Origin of the sequence: Dyadobacter fermentans DSM 18053, assembly GCF_000023125.1 — a bacterium.
Lineage (GTDB): Bacteria > Bacteroidota > Bacteroidia > Cytophagales > Spirosomataceae > Dyadobacter > Dyadobacter fermentans.
Map to the genome: position 1 here is coordinate 2,752,524 of NC_013037.1, position 17,429 is coordinate 2,769,952.

10 protein-coding genes are annotated in these 17,429 nt (G+C 53.5%); 3 read left to right on the forward strand and 7 right to left on the reverse strand.

Annotated features, from left to right (window positions below; all coding sequences use genetic code 11):
- Nucleotides 1-7 precede the first annotated feature (7 nt).
- The 5 genes from DFER_RS11045 to DFER_RS11065 all read right to left on the reverse strand — a co-directional run bounded on the left by DFER_RS11045 (nt 8) and on the right by DFER_RS11065 (nt 11,723).
- Entirely contained in the window at nt 8-562 is a 555-nt protein-coding gene (locus DFER_RS11045) for a dihydrofolate reductase family protein (RefSeq protein ID WP_015811717.1), read from the reverse strand.
- Between the two features lie 187 nt (nt 563-749).
- Nucleotides 750-2,348 (reverse strand): RagB/SusD family nutrient uptake outer membrane protein, encoded by a 1,599-nt coding sequence (locus DFER_RS11050; RefSeq protein WP_015811718.1) that lies wholly within the window; start codon nt 2,346-2,348, stop codon nt 750-752.
- 26 nt (nt 2,349-2,374) lie between these two features.
- On the reverse strand, nt 2,375-5,497 hold the full coding sequence (locus DFER_RS11055) for a SusC/RagA family TonB-linked outer membrane protein (protein WP_015811719.1): 3,123 nt from the start codon (nt 5,495-5,497) through the stop codon (nt 2,375-2,377).
- Nucleotides 5,498-5,689: 192 nt separating this feature from the next.
- Nucleotides 5,690-8,902, reverse strand: a complete 3,213-nt coding sequence (locus DFER_RS29180; protein ID WP_050774679.1) for a PAS domain S-box protein — start codon at nt 8,900-8,902, stop codon at nt 5,690-5,692.
- 403 nt (nt 8,903-9,305) lie between these two features.
- Nucleotides 9,306-11,723, reverse strand: coding sequence for an ABC transporter permease (locus DFER_RS11065; RefSeq protein ID WP_015811721.1), 2,418 nt, complete (start codon nt 11,721-11,723; stop codon nt 9,306-9,308).
- Nucleotides 11,724-12,040: 317 nt separating this feature from the next.
- Here DFER_RS11065 and DFER_RS11070 point away from each other — a divergent pair, with 317 nt between their 5' ends.
- Nucleotides 12,041-13,030: a S41 family peptidase gene (locus DFER_RS11070; RefSeq protein WP_015811722.1), complete on the forward strand. Its 990-nt coding sequence runs from the start codon at nt 12,041-12,043 to the stop codon at nt 13,028-13,030.
- A gap of 28 nt (nt 13,031-13,058) precedes the next feature.
- On the opposite strand, the gene DFER_RS11075 is transcribed toward DFER_RS11070, so the two are convergent.
- Nucleotides 13,059-13,946 carry a poly(ethylene terephthalate) hydrolase family protein gene (locus tag DFER_RS11075; protein ID WP_015811723.1) on the reverse strand — a complete coding sequence of 296 codons (888 nt, stop codon included), beginning with the start codon at nt 13,944-13,946 and terminating at the stop codon, nt 13,059-13,061.
- A gap of 149 nt (nt 13,947-14,095) precedes the next feature.
- Here DFER_RS11075 and DFER_RS11080 point away from each other — a divergent pair, with 149 nt between their 5' ends.
- Nucleotides 14,096-14,830 (forward strand): NUDIX hydrolase, encoded by a 735-nt coding sequence (locus tag DFER_RS11080; protein WP_015811724.1) that lies wholly within the window; start codon nt 14,096-14,098, stop codon nt 14,828-14,830.
- A gap of 190 nt (nt 14,831-15,020) precedes the next feature.
- Nucleotides 15,021-16,319 (forward strand): serine hydrolase domain-containing protein, encoded by a 1,299-nt coding sequence (locus DFER_RS11085; RefSeq protein WP_015811725.1) that lies wholly within the window; start codon nt 15,021-15,023, stop codon nt 16,317-16,319.
- 48 nt (nt 16,320-16,367) lie between these two features.
- Here DFER_RS11085 and DFER_RS11090 read toward each other — a convergent pair whose 3' ends face one another.
- Entirely contained in the window at nt 16,368-17,417 is a 1,050-nt protein-coding gene (locus DFER_RS11090) for a hypothetical protein (protein ID WP_015811726.1), read from the reverse strand.
- Between the last annotated feature and the right edge of the window lie 12 nt (nt 17,418-17,429).

Consider the following 17,429-nt stretch of genomic DNA (forward strand, 5'->3'; position numbering starts at 1 on the left):
TTCCGGATTATTGCTTCTTCGACGGCGCGTAGTACAGCAAAACCGCGCCGCTGCCGAAGGTGTGCGTGTTTGTCAAAGTCAAAACCACGTCGTCATCCAGCTGGTCGAACAGCGGTAACCCTTGCCGCGCCACCACCGGGTGGACCATCAGTTGAAATTCATCTACGAGGCCGGCATTCATGAGGGCAATCATCAGGCTGCGGCTACAAACGAGGATATGGCTGCCATCCTCCTCCCGGAGCGCCCGCGTTTCCGCTTCGAGGTCGCGCGTGGCTACTTTCGCGCTTTTCCAGTCCACACTTTGCAAAGTGCGGGAAAACACGATTTTGGGAATGGCATCGATACTTTTCGCGAAATCATCCATTGATTTTTCACCGCTGGGCTGCTCTACCAAGCCTTTCCAGAATTCCATCAGCAGGTAGGTTTTCCTGCCGAACAATGCAGCTCCGGCATTTTTGAGCAACTCCCCGTAGTGATCGTGCACAGCTGCGTCGGGCGAAACGGCCGTGTGATCGCAAAAACCGTCGAGCGTCATGTTGATTGCGGCGATTATCTTTCTCATAGCGGATAAAATGGTTGATCAGGTTTTGGATAATGGCAAAAATAGCTAACTGCCAATCCGTTACCGCGGCCATTTAAAACATATTCGGGGGGCATTTGAGACAATTTGAAAAACCATTCCTTCCCAAACAAAACGGCTGCGCACGTTGTGCAGCAGCCGTTTCGGATTATCGTAGTAAGACCCTGGATTACCAGCCGGGCGTCTGGCGGTAAGTGCCGTTGGATTTGGCAATTTCATCCGGGCTAATCGGCCAGGCCATGTGCTTCGCGGGATCGAAGCTGCGGGCGGGCCATATTTCCTTCACCGTAAAAGGGGACGCAGGGTCCGTTTTGTTGGTGTGAATGCGGCCGTGCAGCGGCGCGTTGATCCTCGTGTAGTCACCCCACCTTTTCAAATCCTGCAAACGGTCCGTCCATTCGCAGGCCAGCTCCACGCGGCGCTCGTGTTTGAGATCTGCCATCGTTGGCGAAGCTTTCGGCGCCAGGCCTACCCTGGTGCGGATTTCGTTGAGCGGCGCGGCGGCTTCCGCATTTTTGCCCTGCATGATCAGTGCCTCCGCTTTGAAAAGCAGCACTTCGGCGTAGCGGATCAACGACAGGTTCAGGCGGGTGGTCGGGTAGTCGCCGTTCTGGTTGATCATATTGTTGGTGCTCGCATCCTCGTTCGTGCCGTAGCTGTAAGGCTCCATGTATTTGTTGATCTGGAAGCCCGACAGGCTGTTGGTCGAAAAGTAGGACCGCTCTTTCCCGAAATAGGTGAATTTATCACCGAATTTCAGGATCGTGACCTCCCGGCGGGGATCGTTCGCTTCATATTCCTGGTAAAGCTCCTCGGTAGGCTGGAAATAGCCCCAGCCATTGAAAACGCCCCAGCCTTTGTTTTCCAACACCACACCCACAAACTCTGAACCGCCCTGCACACCGGAAGTTACCGACCAGATGTATTCGGGGCCGAAGTTGTTTTCCACCTTGAAAACGCTCTGGTAGTTTTCCCGCCCGTTGGCTTTGCCGCTCATTAGCGTGCGGCCGCCTTCGTTCTTAATCTTATCGGCCAGTTCGGGGATGAGTGCCCATTTACTCTGGTCGAATTGTGCCCAGTAGGCGTAGGTTTTCACCATGTAAGCCCATGCGGCAGCCTTATGTGCCCGTCCCTGGTCATCCGGGCCGTATGTTTGGAACAATGGAAGCAAATCGGCGGCTTTTTGCAGATCGGCGATGATCTGCGCGTAATTATCCGTCACCGAAGGAAGCTGCGGCGGAATGCGCTTGCCGTATTCCGCATGCTCGGGGCCGTCGAAAGGGACACCCTGGTCCTTGTGCCCCCAGAGGTAGGCGATCCAGAAATGCGCGAAACCGCGTACGAAATAAGCTTCGCCAAGCGCCGCATTCTTTACCGCTTCCGAAACACCCGTGGCAGTCGGCACGCCTTCGATCACCTGGTTGGCCTTGTTGATCATCCAGTACACATCGTTCCAGCCACCGGTCATGCCGCCTTCGCGTCCCGTCACATTGAAGTTTTTAATGTTGTCGCTTTCCGCACGTACGCGGCCGGTCACCAGGTCGTCGCTCGCATTCTGCATCCAGAACAGGTTCCTGCCCCAGGTGGATTCGTAACGCATCGGCACGTACATGGCCGTAACGGCTTTTTTCACATCGTCCTCACTTTTCCAGAAAAACGCCGTGGTGGGGGCGCCATTCGGCTTGGTATCCACCCAGCTTTCATCACAGCCGGAAGCCGATGCGAGCAGGGCTACCAGTGCTAATTGATTGATCAATCGAAGTTTCATTATACTCAAATTTTGTAATGCATGGATTAGAATTTCAATCTCAAACCGGCAGAGTAAACGCGCGACACGGGGAACTGTCCGCCGTCGAAGCCGATGCCGCCCACCTCGGGGTCCATACCCGAATATTTGGTGAATGTCAGCAGGTTATCGCCGCTTACATACACGCGCAGGTTCTCGATTCCCTTGATTTTCTTGAACGTATAACCGATCATCAGGTTTTTGATACGGAGGTAGTTCCCGTTTTCGAGGTACCAGTCGGAGTTGGTCGCAAAGTTGCGGTTCGGGTCGTTGGCCTGAATGCGTGGAATGTCCGATCCGGTGTTGGTTTCCGACCAGGCGTCCAGGATTTTGTCCCACCGGTTGTATCCTTGCTCGGCCCCGTTCAAAGTCGACTGCTTGAATGCATGGAAAAGCTTCACGCCGCCGACGCCCTGCAAGAAGAGGCTCGCATCGAAGTTCTTCCAGCTTACATTGGCTGTTACGCCGTAAGTAATTTTCGGGAATGCGCTTCCCATGAACACACGGTCGCCGTCGTCGATTTTGCCGTCGCCGTTTTCGTCGATGAATTTAAGGTCACCCGCTTTGGCATTCGGCTGAATGCGCGTTCCGTTGGCGGCGGTGTAGGCCGCGGCCTCTTCGTCTGTCTGGAAAATGCCGGCATTTTTGATCAGCCAGTAAGAATAGTAAGGCTGGCCGACCACCGAGCGGTAGGGCGTGAGGATACCTCTCCACGAATCGGTATGTGCCCAGAAAGAGTTCGTGTTGCCGTCGATGTAATCCACCCGGTTTTTCAGGGTAGCCAGGTTTCCGTTCACTTCGTAGGTGAAGTCGTTCACACGGTCTTTCCAGGAGGCCGAAAATTCCCAGCCGGTATTCCTGATTTTACCCTGGTTGATATAAGGCGCGCCGTAACCGAATGTGTTCGGCCACCCCGAATCCTGTTGCTTGATCAGGTCGTAGGTCAGTTTGTCGAAATAGTCGACCGTTAAAGAGAGCTTTTCTTTCAATACACTCACATCCAGACCGATGTCCGTCTGCTGCGAAGTTTCCCAGGAAAGTTCGGGATTGAAGCGCGCATTCACATACAAACCATTGCTGAATGGCGCGGTATTCCCGATTTGGTAGGTGTTGTTGGTGCTCAGGCTCGGGTAACCGTAATAGCGGGCGATGGACCCGATGTTTCCGATGCGGCCCCAGCTTGCGCGGAGTTTGAGCAGATCAATCTGCGGAATGCTGTTCATAAACGGCTCCGAGCTGATTTTCCAGGCACCGGTTACGCCGGGAAACCCTTTGCCGCGATAGCCCGCCGCCAAACGTCCGGCGATGTCGAAGCGGTAACTACCCGTTACGAAATAGCGGTCGGCCCAGCTGTAAGAGAGACGACCTACGTAAGAGGCATTTTTGTCCTTCCATTCGTAATCAGTCGGGCGGTTTTGGTCAAAAATCGTTGCGTTGATGAAGTAGTTGGCCCACATATCTTCATTTTCAAAACCTTTTGCACCGGCCGTGTAGCCGCGCTCGCCATTGTCCTGGGCTGTCACCGACACCATTGCGCCAATGCTGTTCTTGCCGAGCACCTTATTGTAGCTGGCGGTGTTCTCCCAAATCCAGTGGTAATTGCGGTTCGTCTTGTATTCGAGGTTGTTCTGATTGTTAGGCTTTCCCGGTTCTGTCCGGCGCGGGTCGAAACGCTTCCAGAGCCAGTTGGACTGGCGGTAGGTGAAACGCGAGAAGACGGTCAGATCGGGAATGAGATCCGAGTAAGTCAGCTCCGACACCGACTGGATCTGGGTGGTTTTGTTGTAAGGATTGTTCCTTTCCAACGTCCCTACGGGGTTAATCGCATCTCCGTGGATACCCAGGTACTGGCTATCGCGCGGTCCTACCCCGCCGAAGCTTCCGTCCTCGTAGTAGGCAGCTGCCGAGCGGGGCATGTAAATCGCCGACAAGATCGTGCCGCTGTACCCGCTGTTGGTTTCGGTGCCGCGGTTGTCGTTGTTATTCCAGAAAACGTCCTGTCTGAATTTCAGATGGTCATTAAACTGATAGTTTGCGTTGAGGCGCAGAGACAAATTCTGGTTGTAAGTGTTCAGGAGCGTTCCTTCGTCCTTTTCATAGCGTCCCTGGATGAGGGTCGAAAACTTCTCGGTCCCCGAATTGATGCTCACATTATGCCGCTGGATAATGCCCGTGCGGAACACTTCGTCCACCCAGTTGGTGCGGGTTACCTGCGCGTAAGGGTTCTTCGAGGCATCCCAGCCGTCGAGCGGTGATAAACCCGCATTGGTATACGCAAGGTTCGAAACCCGGGCTTCCTCTTCGGCGCTCAGCGACTGAGGGGTTCGCCAGGCCTGCTTGGCACCCACAAAACCACTGTATTCGATACTCGGCTTGCCTTGCGCCGCCTGGCGGGTGGTCACGAGAATTACTCCGGCAGATCCCGAAAACGCCCCGTAAATCGCTGCCGAAGCGGCATCTTTCAAAACGGTCATGGACTCCACGTCGGCCGGGTTAAATGGCGCTCCGGGCACACCGTCGACCACATAAAGAACGCTTTCACCGCTGCGGGAGCCCATTCCGCGGATTGTCACCTTAGGTGCTTCATTCGGATGCCCGCCGCTGCTTACAGAGGTGACGCCCGGTATTTTGCCCTGGATCATGCTTTCAACATTCAATACAGGCCGGTTTTTGATCTGCGCCATGTCGGGAACGGTGGAAACAGCCGCTGACAGATCGCTCTTCCGCGCTGTACCATAGCCGATTACCACCACTTCGTCCAGTGATTTGGAATCCGCTTTTAAAGTAACATCAATCGTGGACTGGTTGCCGATGAGCACCTCCTGTGACTGGTAGCCAACGAAGGAAAACACGAGCGACGCATCTTCGCCTTCATTAATGGAAACCGAAAAACGACCGGCTGCATCGGTTACTGCGCCGCGTTGCGTGCCTTTGACGATAATGCTGACGCCGGGAAGCAGTTCGCCATTTTCATCCCGAACGGTACCCTCGATGTCGCGAAGGCTTTGGTGCGCTGCCGTGAGCGTCAGGGCCTGGCTTTCCAGGTGTTGGGTGCATACTAATGCACCGGCCAGGCACAACTGCCGCACAATGTGCAGCGGCCTGGCTTTTGAGGTAGAAAAACGAAGCATAGTAAATTGGAGAATTACAACAGACAGGAGAGGTTCACCTGTATTACTGGCGGGCAAAGATGGGGCGACAACAGCAGGCGAGAAAGCCGGGAGACGAACCTTAACAATTATTTAAAAGCCCGAAAAGAGGAGAAAATGTTACCTAGTTGCTCCCGGCTGCCACACAGGCAGCCGGATTTTCAGATTATTCCATCACCGCGTCAGGCGCTGTATCAGGCTTTGCAGCTCGTTCATGTCGACCGGCTTTGTTAAATGTCCGTCGAAACCTGCTTCCATGGCTTGCTGCTTGTCTTCTTCCTGGCCGTAGCCCGACAATGCGAGCAAGATGACATCGCCTCCCCAGCGGCCGCTGCGGATGAGCTGCGCGGTTTGGTAACCATCTAGTTCAGGCATCCCGATGTCACAGAGAACAACCGAAGGCCTTATGGCTTCGACAGCCTCTGCACCGGCCTTGCCACTGGTGCGGATATCGACCTGGTAACCCTTGATTTTCAGCAGCATGGCCGTTGTAACAGCGAGATCTTCAAGGTCATCAATGAGCAGAATGTGCTGTAATCGGGATTTTTTCGAAAGGTCGTTTTCCACCGTTGTTTTGTGCGTGTTTGATTCCAATAAAGGCAGATAAATCGTAAACTCACTGCCCATTCCTATCCCCGGGCTTTTGGCTTCTACCCTACCTCCATGCATTCCCACGAGCTGCCTCACGATCGTGAGCCCGATGCCCAGGCCACCTTGTGTGCGGGCGAGGGAATTATCGCCTTGTACAAACAATTCGAAAACGGACGTCTGCTGTTCCGGCGTGAGGCCTATTCCATTATCCCTGACGCGGATAACCGCCTCCCCATCCTGGCTGGTTAGGGTTACCCAAACGTGCCCTTCGTCACCGGTATAGCGGAGGCTGTTGGTTAAAAGGTTAGTCACGACCTGCGATAGCCTGGTTGCATCACCCTCGACGATGAGCTTCGCAAAGCCCGTCTGAACGTCGAGCACTTTCCTGCGGGCTTCATATTGTGACCGGATGCTTTTGACAGCGCTGTTTATCAGTGCCGCCATGTCCAGGCGTTCCAGTTGCAGCTGGATTTTGCCCTGTGTAACCCGGCTGACATCCAGCAGATCGTCGATCATCCGCACCAGGTGCGTGGCCTGCCGGTCCATCATATCGACGACGTCGGACATTTGCGCATCGTTTTGCCGGGTCACTTTCAGCAATGAAATGCCGTTGCGGACGGTGGCCAGCGGATTACGCAATTCGTGGGCGAGCATGGCGAGGAATTCGTCTTTGCGCTTGTCTGCTATTTTCAATGCCTCGTCCGTCTGTTTTTGCATCGTCAGGTCGCGCATTACTTTGAGAAGACCAATCAAATTACCCGCTTCATCCAGCAACGGGCTCGTGATGCCGGACCCATAAAAGCGGGAGCCATCGCTGCGGAGGTGCCAGCGTTCGTTCTCCGCACGGCCTTCCTGGATCGCTTTGTTCTTTTCATATTCCGGCGCTCCCTCCGCACGGTCTTCGGGCACGAAGAATATCTCCCCGGACTTGCCTATAATTTCGGCTTCGGAATACCCGAGTACGTGCTCAGCCCCGGAGTTCCAGTCGCGGACGCGCAGGCCCAGGTCAAGTGTAAATATGGCATAGTCCTTGGCGCTTTCGAGAATGGCGCCTTGCCGTGCCTGGATACGGTGCAGCGCTGCCTCCGACTCGTTGCGTGCCGTGATATCGAGCATGATGCCGCTCATCAGGATCGGCCCGCTCTGGTTCCGCTCCATCACCCTGCCATAACCGCTGATCCACAGCCCCACACCGTCCTCGCGCACTGCACGGAATTCCGTATCAAATTCCACATCCTCTTGTATGGATCGTTGCAAAAGGGCGTAAACCCGGTCGCGGTCGTCGGGGTGGATATGCCGGAAGAATAGCTCCGGGTGTACGGGGGCTTCCTGCGGCGACAAGCCGAAGATCCGGAAGTGTTGTTCATTCCAAATGACGAGGTTGCTCACCAAATCCCACTCCCAGGTAGCCATGTCTGCCGCCTCGGTGGCCAAACGCAGGCGTTTTTCCGAGATGCGGGATAGCTCTTCGGCCTTTGCCCTTTCAACGGCGGTCCAGGTGCGGTCGGCGATTTCCTCCGTTATCGCAATTTCCTCCGCGGACCATTCGCGCGGCGCGGAATGGTGAATGGTAAAGGTCCCGACCATGTTGCCATGCTTCACCAACGGAACAGCGATGGCCGCCGGGGAATCCACTGCTGCATAGGATTGCTTTTGCTCGTCGGTGAGCCTTTGGTCATTGTCGGTGTCGGTAATGACCAGCGTTTGCCCGGACCGCAAAATGGCCACCATCGGCTCACCGAAACCGGCGTAAGCGTACTCGCGTATCATCGGGCGCCCTGTAAGCACATATTCCCCGCGAACGGTCCCCACTTCCTTTCCGGCTGTCCCCTTTACTTCGGTATATTGGGCGCGGCTGGCATTCAAGTGCTCCACGAGCATTTGGCAGGCCATATCGGCTACCTGCTCAGGTTCGGCAAGCGGTCGGAGCCGGTCTACCAGCCGCAGCATAAAATCCTGCCGGCGTTCGTCCCGCTTGCGCGATGTAATATCGCTGGCAGCGCCTACCCACTGGCGGATCGCCCCGTTTTTATCCAAAATTGGCACCGCACGGGAGAAAACCCATCCCACCGTGCCATCGCGCCGAAATACCTGATGCTCAACCTCGAAAGTAGTTTTCCGTTGAATCGCATGCTGAATGACCGTCCATACCCGCAGCCGCTCTTCTTCCGGGATGTATTCTTCCATCCAGGTCCCGTTCAGCGTCATGGTGCTTTGCAGATATTCCTTCCCGTCCAGTTGGATCATGTGCCGCCAGTCGGCGCTCATGGTGTAGATAATGTCGGAAGTAGCACCTACCAACCGGGCGAACCGTTCCTCGCTTTGAGCCAGCTCCTGTAATGCATTTTCGCGTTCCTTTCTTTCCAATAACTGGTTTGTCGTCTCGAAAGCTGCGACCAATATGCCTCCCATATTTCCGGAATCATCCCGGACCGGACTGTATGCAATCGTATACCAGGCTTCCTGTAAACTTCCAGCCCTGGTGATTGCCTGGGGCACATCTTCAAACGTAAGCGATTCCCCAGCCCAAACGCGGTGGTAGGTAGGCTCATGAACATCTCCCGCGTCTGCCCAGCTCTGCCGGACAGGTTGTCCCAGCCCGCCCGGATGCTTGTCGCCCATGATTTCGAGGTAGGCATCGTTGTAGATTTGTATAAGATCCTCACCCCATAGCAGCAGGTTCGGGAATGGCGCAGCGAGTACCAGAGCTGCCGCCGTGCGCAAGCTTTGCGACCAGTCGGCAACAGGGCCCAGGACGGTATTTTCCCATTCCAGCTGCCGGCATAAGGCATGCATTTGGGAATTCCCCCGGAAAACTGTATTTGACTGGCTGGCCATTAGATTACCTCTGGATTAGTTGGTCGATCGACGGAGGCTCTAAGTCGGCAAAAATCATTCCACGCTGTGGCGGTGAGGTGCTGGAACGGAAGTGAAGGAGGCTGGTGTATGCGAAAGTGGTAGTCAAATACAACCGTTGGCGTACCCGAAACGATATTTGCAACGTTTAAATCGGCATTAGCATTGACCAGGAGGATGGTCAGTGCCGCTTTCTCATGGACAGAAGCGCAGAAACAAGTTGGTACAGGCAAAGCCCCAAACATCCCGACGCCAGCAGGGCGTAAACGTTCGCAATCATCTTAAAGGTGGGTCATATCAAAATACTTCTATAAAAGTAGTTGAAAGTTAAATTCAATACAAATCAATGACTGCGTAAACTTTTGACGGGATCCATTAATGCCGCTTTCACACTTTGCCAAAAGACGGTCAGAAATGCCACCAGCAGCGTGACAGCGCCGGAAAGCAGGAAAATCCACCATTCGATATTGATCTTATAGGCAAAAGTTTGCAACCACCGGCTCATGGTAAACCAGGCAATGGGCGAAGCGATGGCAAATGCGGCTAGAACAAGTAATAGGAATTCTTTCGACAACATGCCTACAATTTCACCGACCGACGCACCGAGCACTTTGCGCACACCGATCTCTTTGGTCCGCTGGGCAGCCGAAAACGTAGCAAGGCCAAAAAGCCCCAGGCACGCAATGGCGATCGCGATCAATGTGAAAGATAAAACGAGGTCCGCGGTTCGCTGGTCCTTCTCGTAGCGTCGCTGAAAATCCTCGTCCATGAAAGAATAGGTGAAAGGCACGTCGCTGCCGACCCGTTGCCACGTCGTTTTCACATCAGCAATCAGCTTGCGGTAGTCGCCCGGGCGCACTTTCGCAATGAGGTACTGGTGCTTATCGGTAATGGAGGTTGTCAGCGCGTAAGGTTTAATGTCGGTATGCAGGCTTTGGTGATTAAAATTTTTCAAAACCCCTACGACTGTTGCCTCGCGGCGGCCGTTGTTGAAATCATAGAACAACCGCTTGCCAATGGCCTGCCGGAGGTCCCAGCCTAGCTCCTTCACGGCGGCTTCGTTCAGGATAATACTGCTTGAATCGGCGCCATACTCCTTTGAAAACGACCTTCCCGCCAGCAACGTGAAGCCAAGTGTTTCGACATAATCCGTTTCCACGGTGGCAAAATGAATATCGACGGCATCGCGCACGGTTTGCCCTTCCTTGTAAAACAGCAGGTCTTCCATCGTTTCAATCCCCGGATGCACCGACCCGCTGGTGACCATCCCGATGTTCGGATTTCGCAGCAGCTCGTTTTTCAGGACATCGTAATTATTCGATGTTTTCACGCTTTTCAGAGGAACGACCAGTTTCTGGTCTTTGTCGAATCCCAGGTTTTGGTTCTGGATAAAAGACAATTGCTGCCAGGTCACCACGGCGCCCAGGATGAGGATAATGGAAATGGTAAACTGAAAAACAACCAGCCCTTTCCGCGCCGCAACGGCTCCGAAGCTGCCCGTTATCCTGCCCTTCAGTACACTTACAGGCCTGAACGACGACAGATAGAAAGCCGGGTACAGGCCGGCAAACAAGCCGGTCATTAATGTAACGGCCGCCATCCAGAAAACAAACCGGGGCTCGTCCAGCATGCGTAAGTCCTTGCCCATTAAGTTGTTGAATATCGGAAGGCATACCAGTATGATCCCGATCGCCAGCAAAAGGGCCAGAATGGACATAACGAGCGATTCCCCCAGAAACTGGTACACGATCGATTCGCGGTAGGCGCCCATGGATTTGCGGATGCCTACTTCCTTTGCCCGCTGTTCGGAACGCGCGGTGCTCAGGTTCATGAAATTGATGCACGCGATGAGAAGTATAAAAATCGCTATCGACCCAAAAATGTAGAGATACGTGATGTTCCCGTTCGGAGAAAGCTCGTTTCCGATGTTGGACCTGAGGTAAATGTCCGTTACAGGTTGTAAAAACAAGCTTTTTGAAATGCCCATTGCTTTGAGATCGTCGCCGCCCCGCCGCGTCAGAAATGCGGGAAGCCTGGACTCGAATGCTTTGGGATCAGTGCCTTCCCGCAGCTTAATGTACGTGTGAAAGAGGTTGTTGGCCGCCCAATTGCGTTGTTCGACGATCCAGCCTCCCAAGTCCGAGTTTTGCATGGAAAGCAATAGCTGCGCATTGACATGCGACTTATCGGTATTCCTGTAAACGCCCGTAACCGTATAATCGAACACGCCGAACGGCAGCCCGACCTTGATCACTTTCCCCACCGGGTTTTCTGCCCCGAACAATTTGTCGGCCACTTTTTCACTTAAAACCAAAGTATTGGGCTTGTTCAAAGCTGCTTTCGGCGTGCCGAACTTGAAATCGTAGCTGAGCACGTCGAACAGCGTCGAATCGGCGTAGCAGGCACTTTGTGCAAAAAGCTCCTTTCGGGCTGTGCCTTCGCCTGTTTTCAGGAGCATTTCGTCAAAGCCCGGGAACCTAACGATGCGGGCGGCAACCTCAACCTCCGCAAAGTCTTCCGCAAGCGCCGGTCCCGCAGGACCTGGCAACGCAGACCATTTCTCGGTGGGCGTAGCCAGCGCTACCCGAAACAACCGGTCGGCATGCTTATGATGCTTGTCAAACCGCCATTCGTCCGCGATGTAAAGGATGATCGTGAGGCAGGTAGCCAAACCCAATGCAAGTCCGAACACATTGATCGCCGAGTGGACTACACTTCTTCGAATGTTTCTCAGCGCGATTTTGAGGTAATTACGGATCATATAAATCGACCGTTTCGTAGTATTATAATATCTGTTTGCGCTGATCAAATACCCTGCCACATCCAGCCGGAGCCCCTTATTCCCTGATGATCAATCAATTAAAATATCATTGTAAACAAAAGACCGTCCGAAATCGTACAATGTATGTTCGGTGGCGGATGCTGAATGCCCGGGGGTTGGCCGGTGTGAAGGTCTCAGCATGCAATTTTTCACGGCAAAATAGGCGATCACAAACTGAATTGGAAATAACTTTGCTTCAAGCCCAAGCAACGACCGACATCATTTTGGCATCATGCGCTTATAGTTCTGCGATCTTCATGAAACAAAGCCTTACCCATTTCATTGTTCTTGCATTATCCCTCGTGATGGCGGTAAGCGCTGCAAGGCCAGGGCCGGGAGCCGGCCCGCCCAGCCGCGAGGCCAGCGCCTATTTCGAGCAGGCATTTGCATTTATTCAGAACAATGCATACTTCCACAAACATCTGGATTTCGCGAAGGTGAAGCAGCAGGCACTTGCCAAAATGCAGCATGCACAGTCGGCTGCGGACACGCACGATGCCATTCGCTTTGTGTTGGAGCAACTGGACGACCGGCATAGCTTTTTGCAGCCAGCCAGGCCCGCCGGCGCGCCTTCCGGCAGCATTTCTGCCCGGAGTGTTATGCCGTTTGAGGTTTCGGTGGAAGGGAATTATGGCATTATCAAACTGAAATCTTACAATTCAACGGATGCCGCCAATGCGCACAGGATCGCCGACAGCCTGTACAATTGCCTGCTGGATTTCGACAAAAAGCATACGAAAGGCACGATCATCGACCTCCGGGAAATGGAAGGCGGAACTTACATTCCGTTCGTAACTGGCCTGGCGCCAATGATTGACGCCGAGCAGCTGATCGGCTTTGTAGATCGCAAAGGGAAAAAGGGCCGCACAGTGCGCTATCAAAACGGGATTTATTACCAGCAAGGCCGCAAGAAGGCGCGGCTCGGCTACCTGACCCGGTACGAACGCCCCAATGCAGCGGACCGGCCCATTGCCGTGCTGACGGGCCAGTACACGGCCAGCTCCGGGGAAATGATCCTCCTGTCCCTCAAAGGCCTTCCGCGGACACGCACTTTCGGTGCGCCGACTTACGGAGTCCCTACCGGAAAAGCCAACTTCTTCCTCCCCGACAGCAGCATGATCTCGCTGACAAATACCGCGTGTTTCGACCGGCAAAAGCAAATCCATTCAGGTGCCATTCAGCCGGATGTGCCTTGTGCCGAAAAGGATGCCATGCGTGAAGCAAAAAACTGGATCGACCATTTTTGACAACCGCGGCCGTAGCGACGCATCGGTCTTACGGCATATTTTTCTTTCCGACCGTCCATCCACTCACCTGCGCCAGGGCTGGTGTGCCGGTGAAAAGTTTGCCGGCTTGCTCATCGCCCGTGAGCTGCCATTTGTACCACGCGGTGGCCACTTTGGCAAATTCCCCGCCGTGCGGCTTGGCGTATGTTCCGCCATGGCCCACATCGAGATTTGCGACGAAAACCGGCACGTGGTTGATCTGCGCGTAATCGTCCATGCCGTTGTTATAGGCAATGTCCGACGGCCCGCCCAGCAGGTAAAGTGTGGGGGTATGGATTCTTTTCAGGTAATCCTTTGAAATCTGGGGCATACCGGGCTTTGTGCTCGGAGCGCCCTTGAAGATGCCGCTGTTGCAAACTACCGTGGTGGTCACCCTCGGGTCGCCGGCCACTTCGAGGGTTTGCAAACCGCCGCAGGACATGCCGCTCACGGCAATGTGTTTCAGGTCGATCTTCCCGTAGTAGGGGCTACTTTTGTCGGCATTCTGTTTTTCTGCCCAATCAATGGCATCCAGCAGCTGTGCCGACCGGGAGCTCCCGCGGACCTGTTCGCCTGATTCTTTGGGCATTACGCCGATCGCAATGACCAGAAAACCGTGAGAGGCCACTTCATTCAAAAAATTGACGTGCTCCCAGGGCGAATTATAGCACGCACCATTTCCCCATGCGATGACAGGCAATTTCCCTTTCTTTCCAAAACCATCGAGATCTTTCGGCCTGAACACGGTGTGGGTCGGCAAGGAAGGCTCGGTGATCATTACCGCGCTGTACTTTCCGGTGCCGCCGTTTTCAACCACGCGCGAAGTTTCCTGCGCCCATAATGCATTGACAGACAACCATGCGGCAAGCGCACCGATGACCAGATTTGATAATTTCATGTTGAAAGTGTTTTGTTAAAATGCTACGGATTCAAGTGCGCAAAAGCTCAATTCGTCATTCATCTCTCAAAGCCTGTTTTCATTGTATCATTCACGAGACAATGAATTAAAGCCACTTTTTCATTTATTTACTCCTTCATTCTACCATTATGACTGAAAAAGTTACAGCCGGGCTGAATTGGGACAGCATTGATTTCGATAAACACTTTTTGCCAGGACTATCGGTGGATACGGTCATTTTCGGCTTTCACGACAACGGGCTGATGGTGCTGCTGCTGCGGTACAAAGGCACCGATGCGTATGCGCTGCCCGGCGGCTTCATTTATCACGACGAAAGTGGCGAGGATGCGGCCAAGCGGGTATTGCAGGAGCGAACGGGCCTGTCCGACATTTTCCTGGAACAGTTTCAGACATTTTCCGACACCGGCCGCAGCGATCCTCATTTTTTCAAAGACATTATGGCTGCCAGGGGTTTGAAACCCGCCGAAAACCATTTCCTGCTCAGGCGTTTCGTGTCAATCGGATATTATGCGCTGGTGGATTATGCCAAAGCAGTGCCGACCTCGGACGATGCTGCCGACGAATGCACCTGGCATGACCTGAACAATCTCCCGCATTTGATCCAGGACCATAGCCGGATCATCGAAACGGCGTTGATTACCCTGCGCGAAGACCTGAACAAGAAGTTGGTCGGCTTTAACCTCCTGCCCGACACATTCACGATCAGTGAACTACAAGCGCTATACGAGACTGTTTTGGAGAAAAAATTCCTGCGGACGAGTTTTCAGCGGACCATGCTGAGCCTGGGTGTATTGGAAATGGTATCCAAAAAAACCGGTGTAGCGCACAAGTCACCATATTTGTACCGGTTTGTGAAAGATTAGTGGTTTTTACCCTAATCGATAAACTGGTGAATGGAGCGGCCCATTGTTCTCTAAAAATCCCCGCGAAAACCAGGTATAAAAAACAGGGTAGTTTCTTTGTATCCCAATTGAGACAAAGCTCTGAATGCTTCATAGCCGACAAACCGTTCTCACTCACCACTCCTTGATTTTTAGCTATACAATAATTGGTATGAAAAACATTCTCTTGGCCTGGGCAATGGCGGCCGTATGCACGGGTTCATTCGCTCAGCAAACCGCGCCGGCGCGTCAGCACTTAAACTACAAGGCAGAACTCAAACAATCGGGTACGGATGAAACCCGGGTGGGCCGGATCGATTCCCTGTTGCAGAGCTTTGTCGATGAGAAAAAGGTTAGCTCCGTGGTGGCGTTTGTCGCGAAGGGTGGAAATGTTGTGTATAACAAAGCATTCGGCTACAAAGACATTGAAAATCAGATCCCTGCCACGACAGCGGACTATTACATCAAATTTTCCCAGACAAAAGCCGTAACCACCGTCGCATTCATGACCCTGGTTGAAAAAGGCCTGGTGGCTGTCGACGACCCGGTTTCCAAATACTTTCCCGGCATTCCGGACCGTGTATTGATTTCGGTGAATGAGGATGGCACTTATCAAACCAGGCAAGCGGCCACGCCCATGACCTTCGCGCACCTGATGTCGCATTCGTCGGGACTGAACGCCGGGCCGGTTGCGAAGCTGAGACGTGAGCAAATGCAGAAAGAAGCCGCAGCCGCACAAGAAGTAACCGGCCCCGGACAGCGAACAGGCGGCACCGGAAGCGCCCGATACTTGAAAGACGACATGATCGCGCTGGCAAAATACCCCCTCGGTTTTGATCCCGGAAGTGAATGGAGCTACCACATCAGCACCAATATGCTCGGTTATATGGTGGAGCTCATATCAGGAAAAAGCCTTCGCGATTACATCAAATCGACCATCCTCCTTCCGCTGGGCATGAACGACACGGATTGGTATTATGATTCGGGTGCGCTTAACCGTTTTGTGAAAGCGTACAGTTTGGTAGATGGGAAACTGGTCCCGGAGTCGAACAAATACAGCGAGGCCACGATCAGCCCGGTCCAAACCTACGCAGAAGGCGCGATAGGGCTCAACGGACCCATCGGCGATTATGCGAAATTCTGCCAAATGCTCCTCAACCGCGGCGAATACAACGGCGTACGCATTCTGAAACCGGAAACGATCGACCAGATGACGAAAGTAAACCGCTTGCCAGCGAAAAACTCCGGCGGCAAGGGGTTTCAATTCGGGCTGGGATTCGAACTTTATAACAGTGAAAAGAAGCCGGTTCCCGAAGTTTCGAATACCGCATTTGCCTGGGGCGGCCTGTATGGCACGGAATACATCATCGATCCGGAAAACGATATGATCGCATTGTTCTATCTCAACATGCCCCGCCGCGAGCCGCTTTATCCGAAATTTTTAAACAAGGCTTACCAGCTGTTCAGGTAAATGTGGCTGCTTGTCGGGCGCTGCGATAGGAATCATTGCTGCGCATCTTCACAGGCCTTTCACGGAATAAACATCCGTTTCCCGGAAGTACTTTTTCCAGTCAAAATCCTTGTAGCGCAGCTTGTCACCCTCGCTCATCTGGTGGCAGCTCATGCAGAGCGCGCCCGAGCCGGCGATCATCACATTGTCGATTCCCTGCTGCGTCTCGTCGAGGAATTTCACGGTGTTCTGCTGCGCATTCGTGATCCGTTTTTCCAGTACATCTTTAAATACCCAATTATTGTAATCCGGCGAAGCCTTTGCCAGCTCGTAGATTTTGACGGCCATCGCATGGTCGCCCGTTTTCACGATCATGTCGCCCATATTCAGGAAATAGCCTTCGATGTTGTGCGGCGCGAGCCAGTTGTTGTAGCAGGCGCGGTCTTTCCCCAGGTTGTGGCCCGAGAGGTCGCGGTTGAGAATATGCCGGATGTCCGGATTACTGCGGTCGATCGGTGAGGTGTAGCAATCTTCGAGCGTGGTCCACTGCAATTCCAATGCATATTTGAACGCATCGGCTTGCGGGGGCAGGCCGGTATAGCCAATGCCGATGGTGAATTTGTTGAACTCCGGCCACGCTGCGATCGACTCCTGCCCTTTTTGCATGGCGCTTTGCTGCACGGGCCCCGGCTGGGGCTGCAAGCTCGACCAGGCCATTTCGGCATTGGACAGAAAGCCCAGTATGCGCTTATCATTCGTGTTGAGCTGGTAAGCCCTGCCGAAATATTTGTAAGCATTATTAATGTAATCGGGAATGCTGCCCAGCGGCTGCGTGCTGCGCATTCCCTCCGAAAGCACCCAGAAATTGGCAAAACCCAGATGCGCCGCAACGACGACATTCGTAGAATCCCCGGCGTATTGCTTTTCCAAACGGCTGATCATCGTTTTCACATTGCTGATATTGCCGCTGTGAAACTGCTCCCAGAAATACTCGTTTTCAGGGTCGTTCACGCTATTGTAAGTTTTGTCAAAAGCGGAAGGATCCTGCTGGTGGTCGGAGCAGGCATTCATGCACACGGCACCCGCAAAAATCATGATGGCGATAATGGTCTTTTTCATGTTTGATTTATG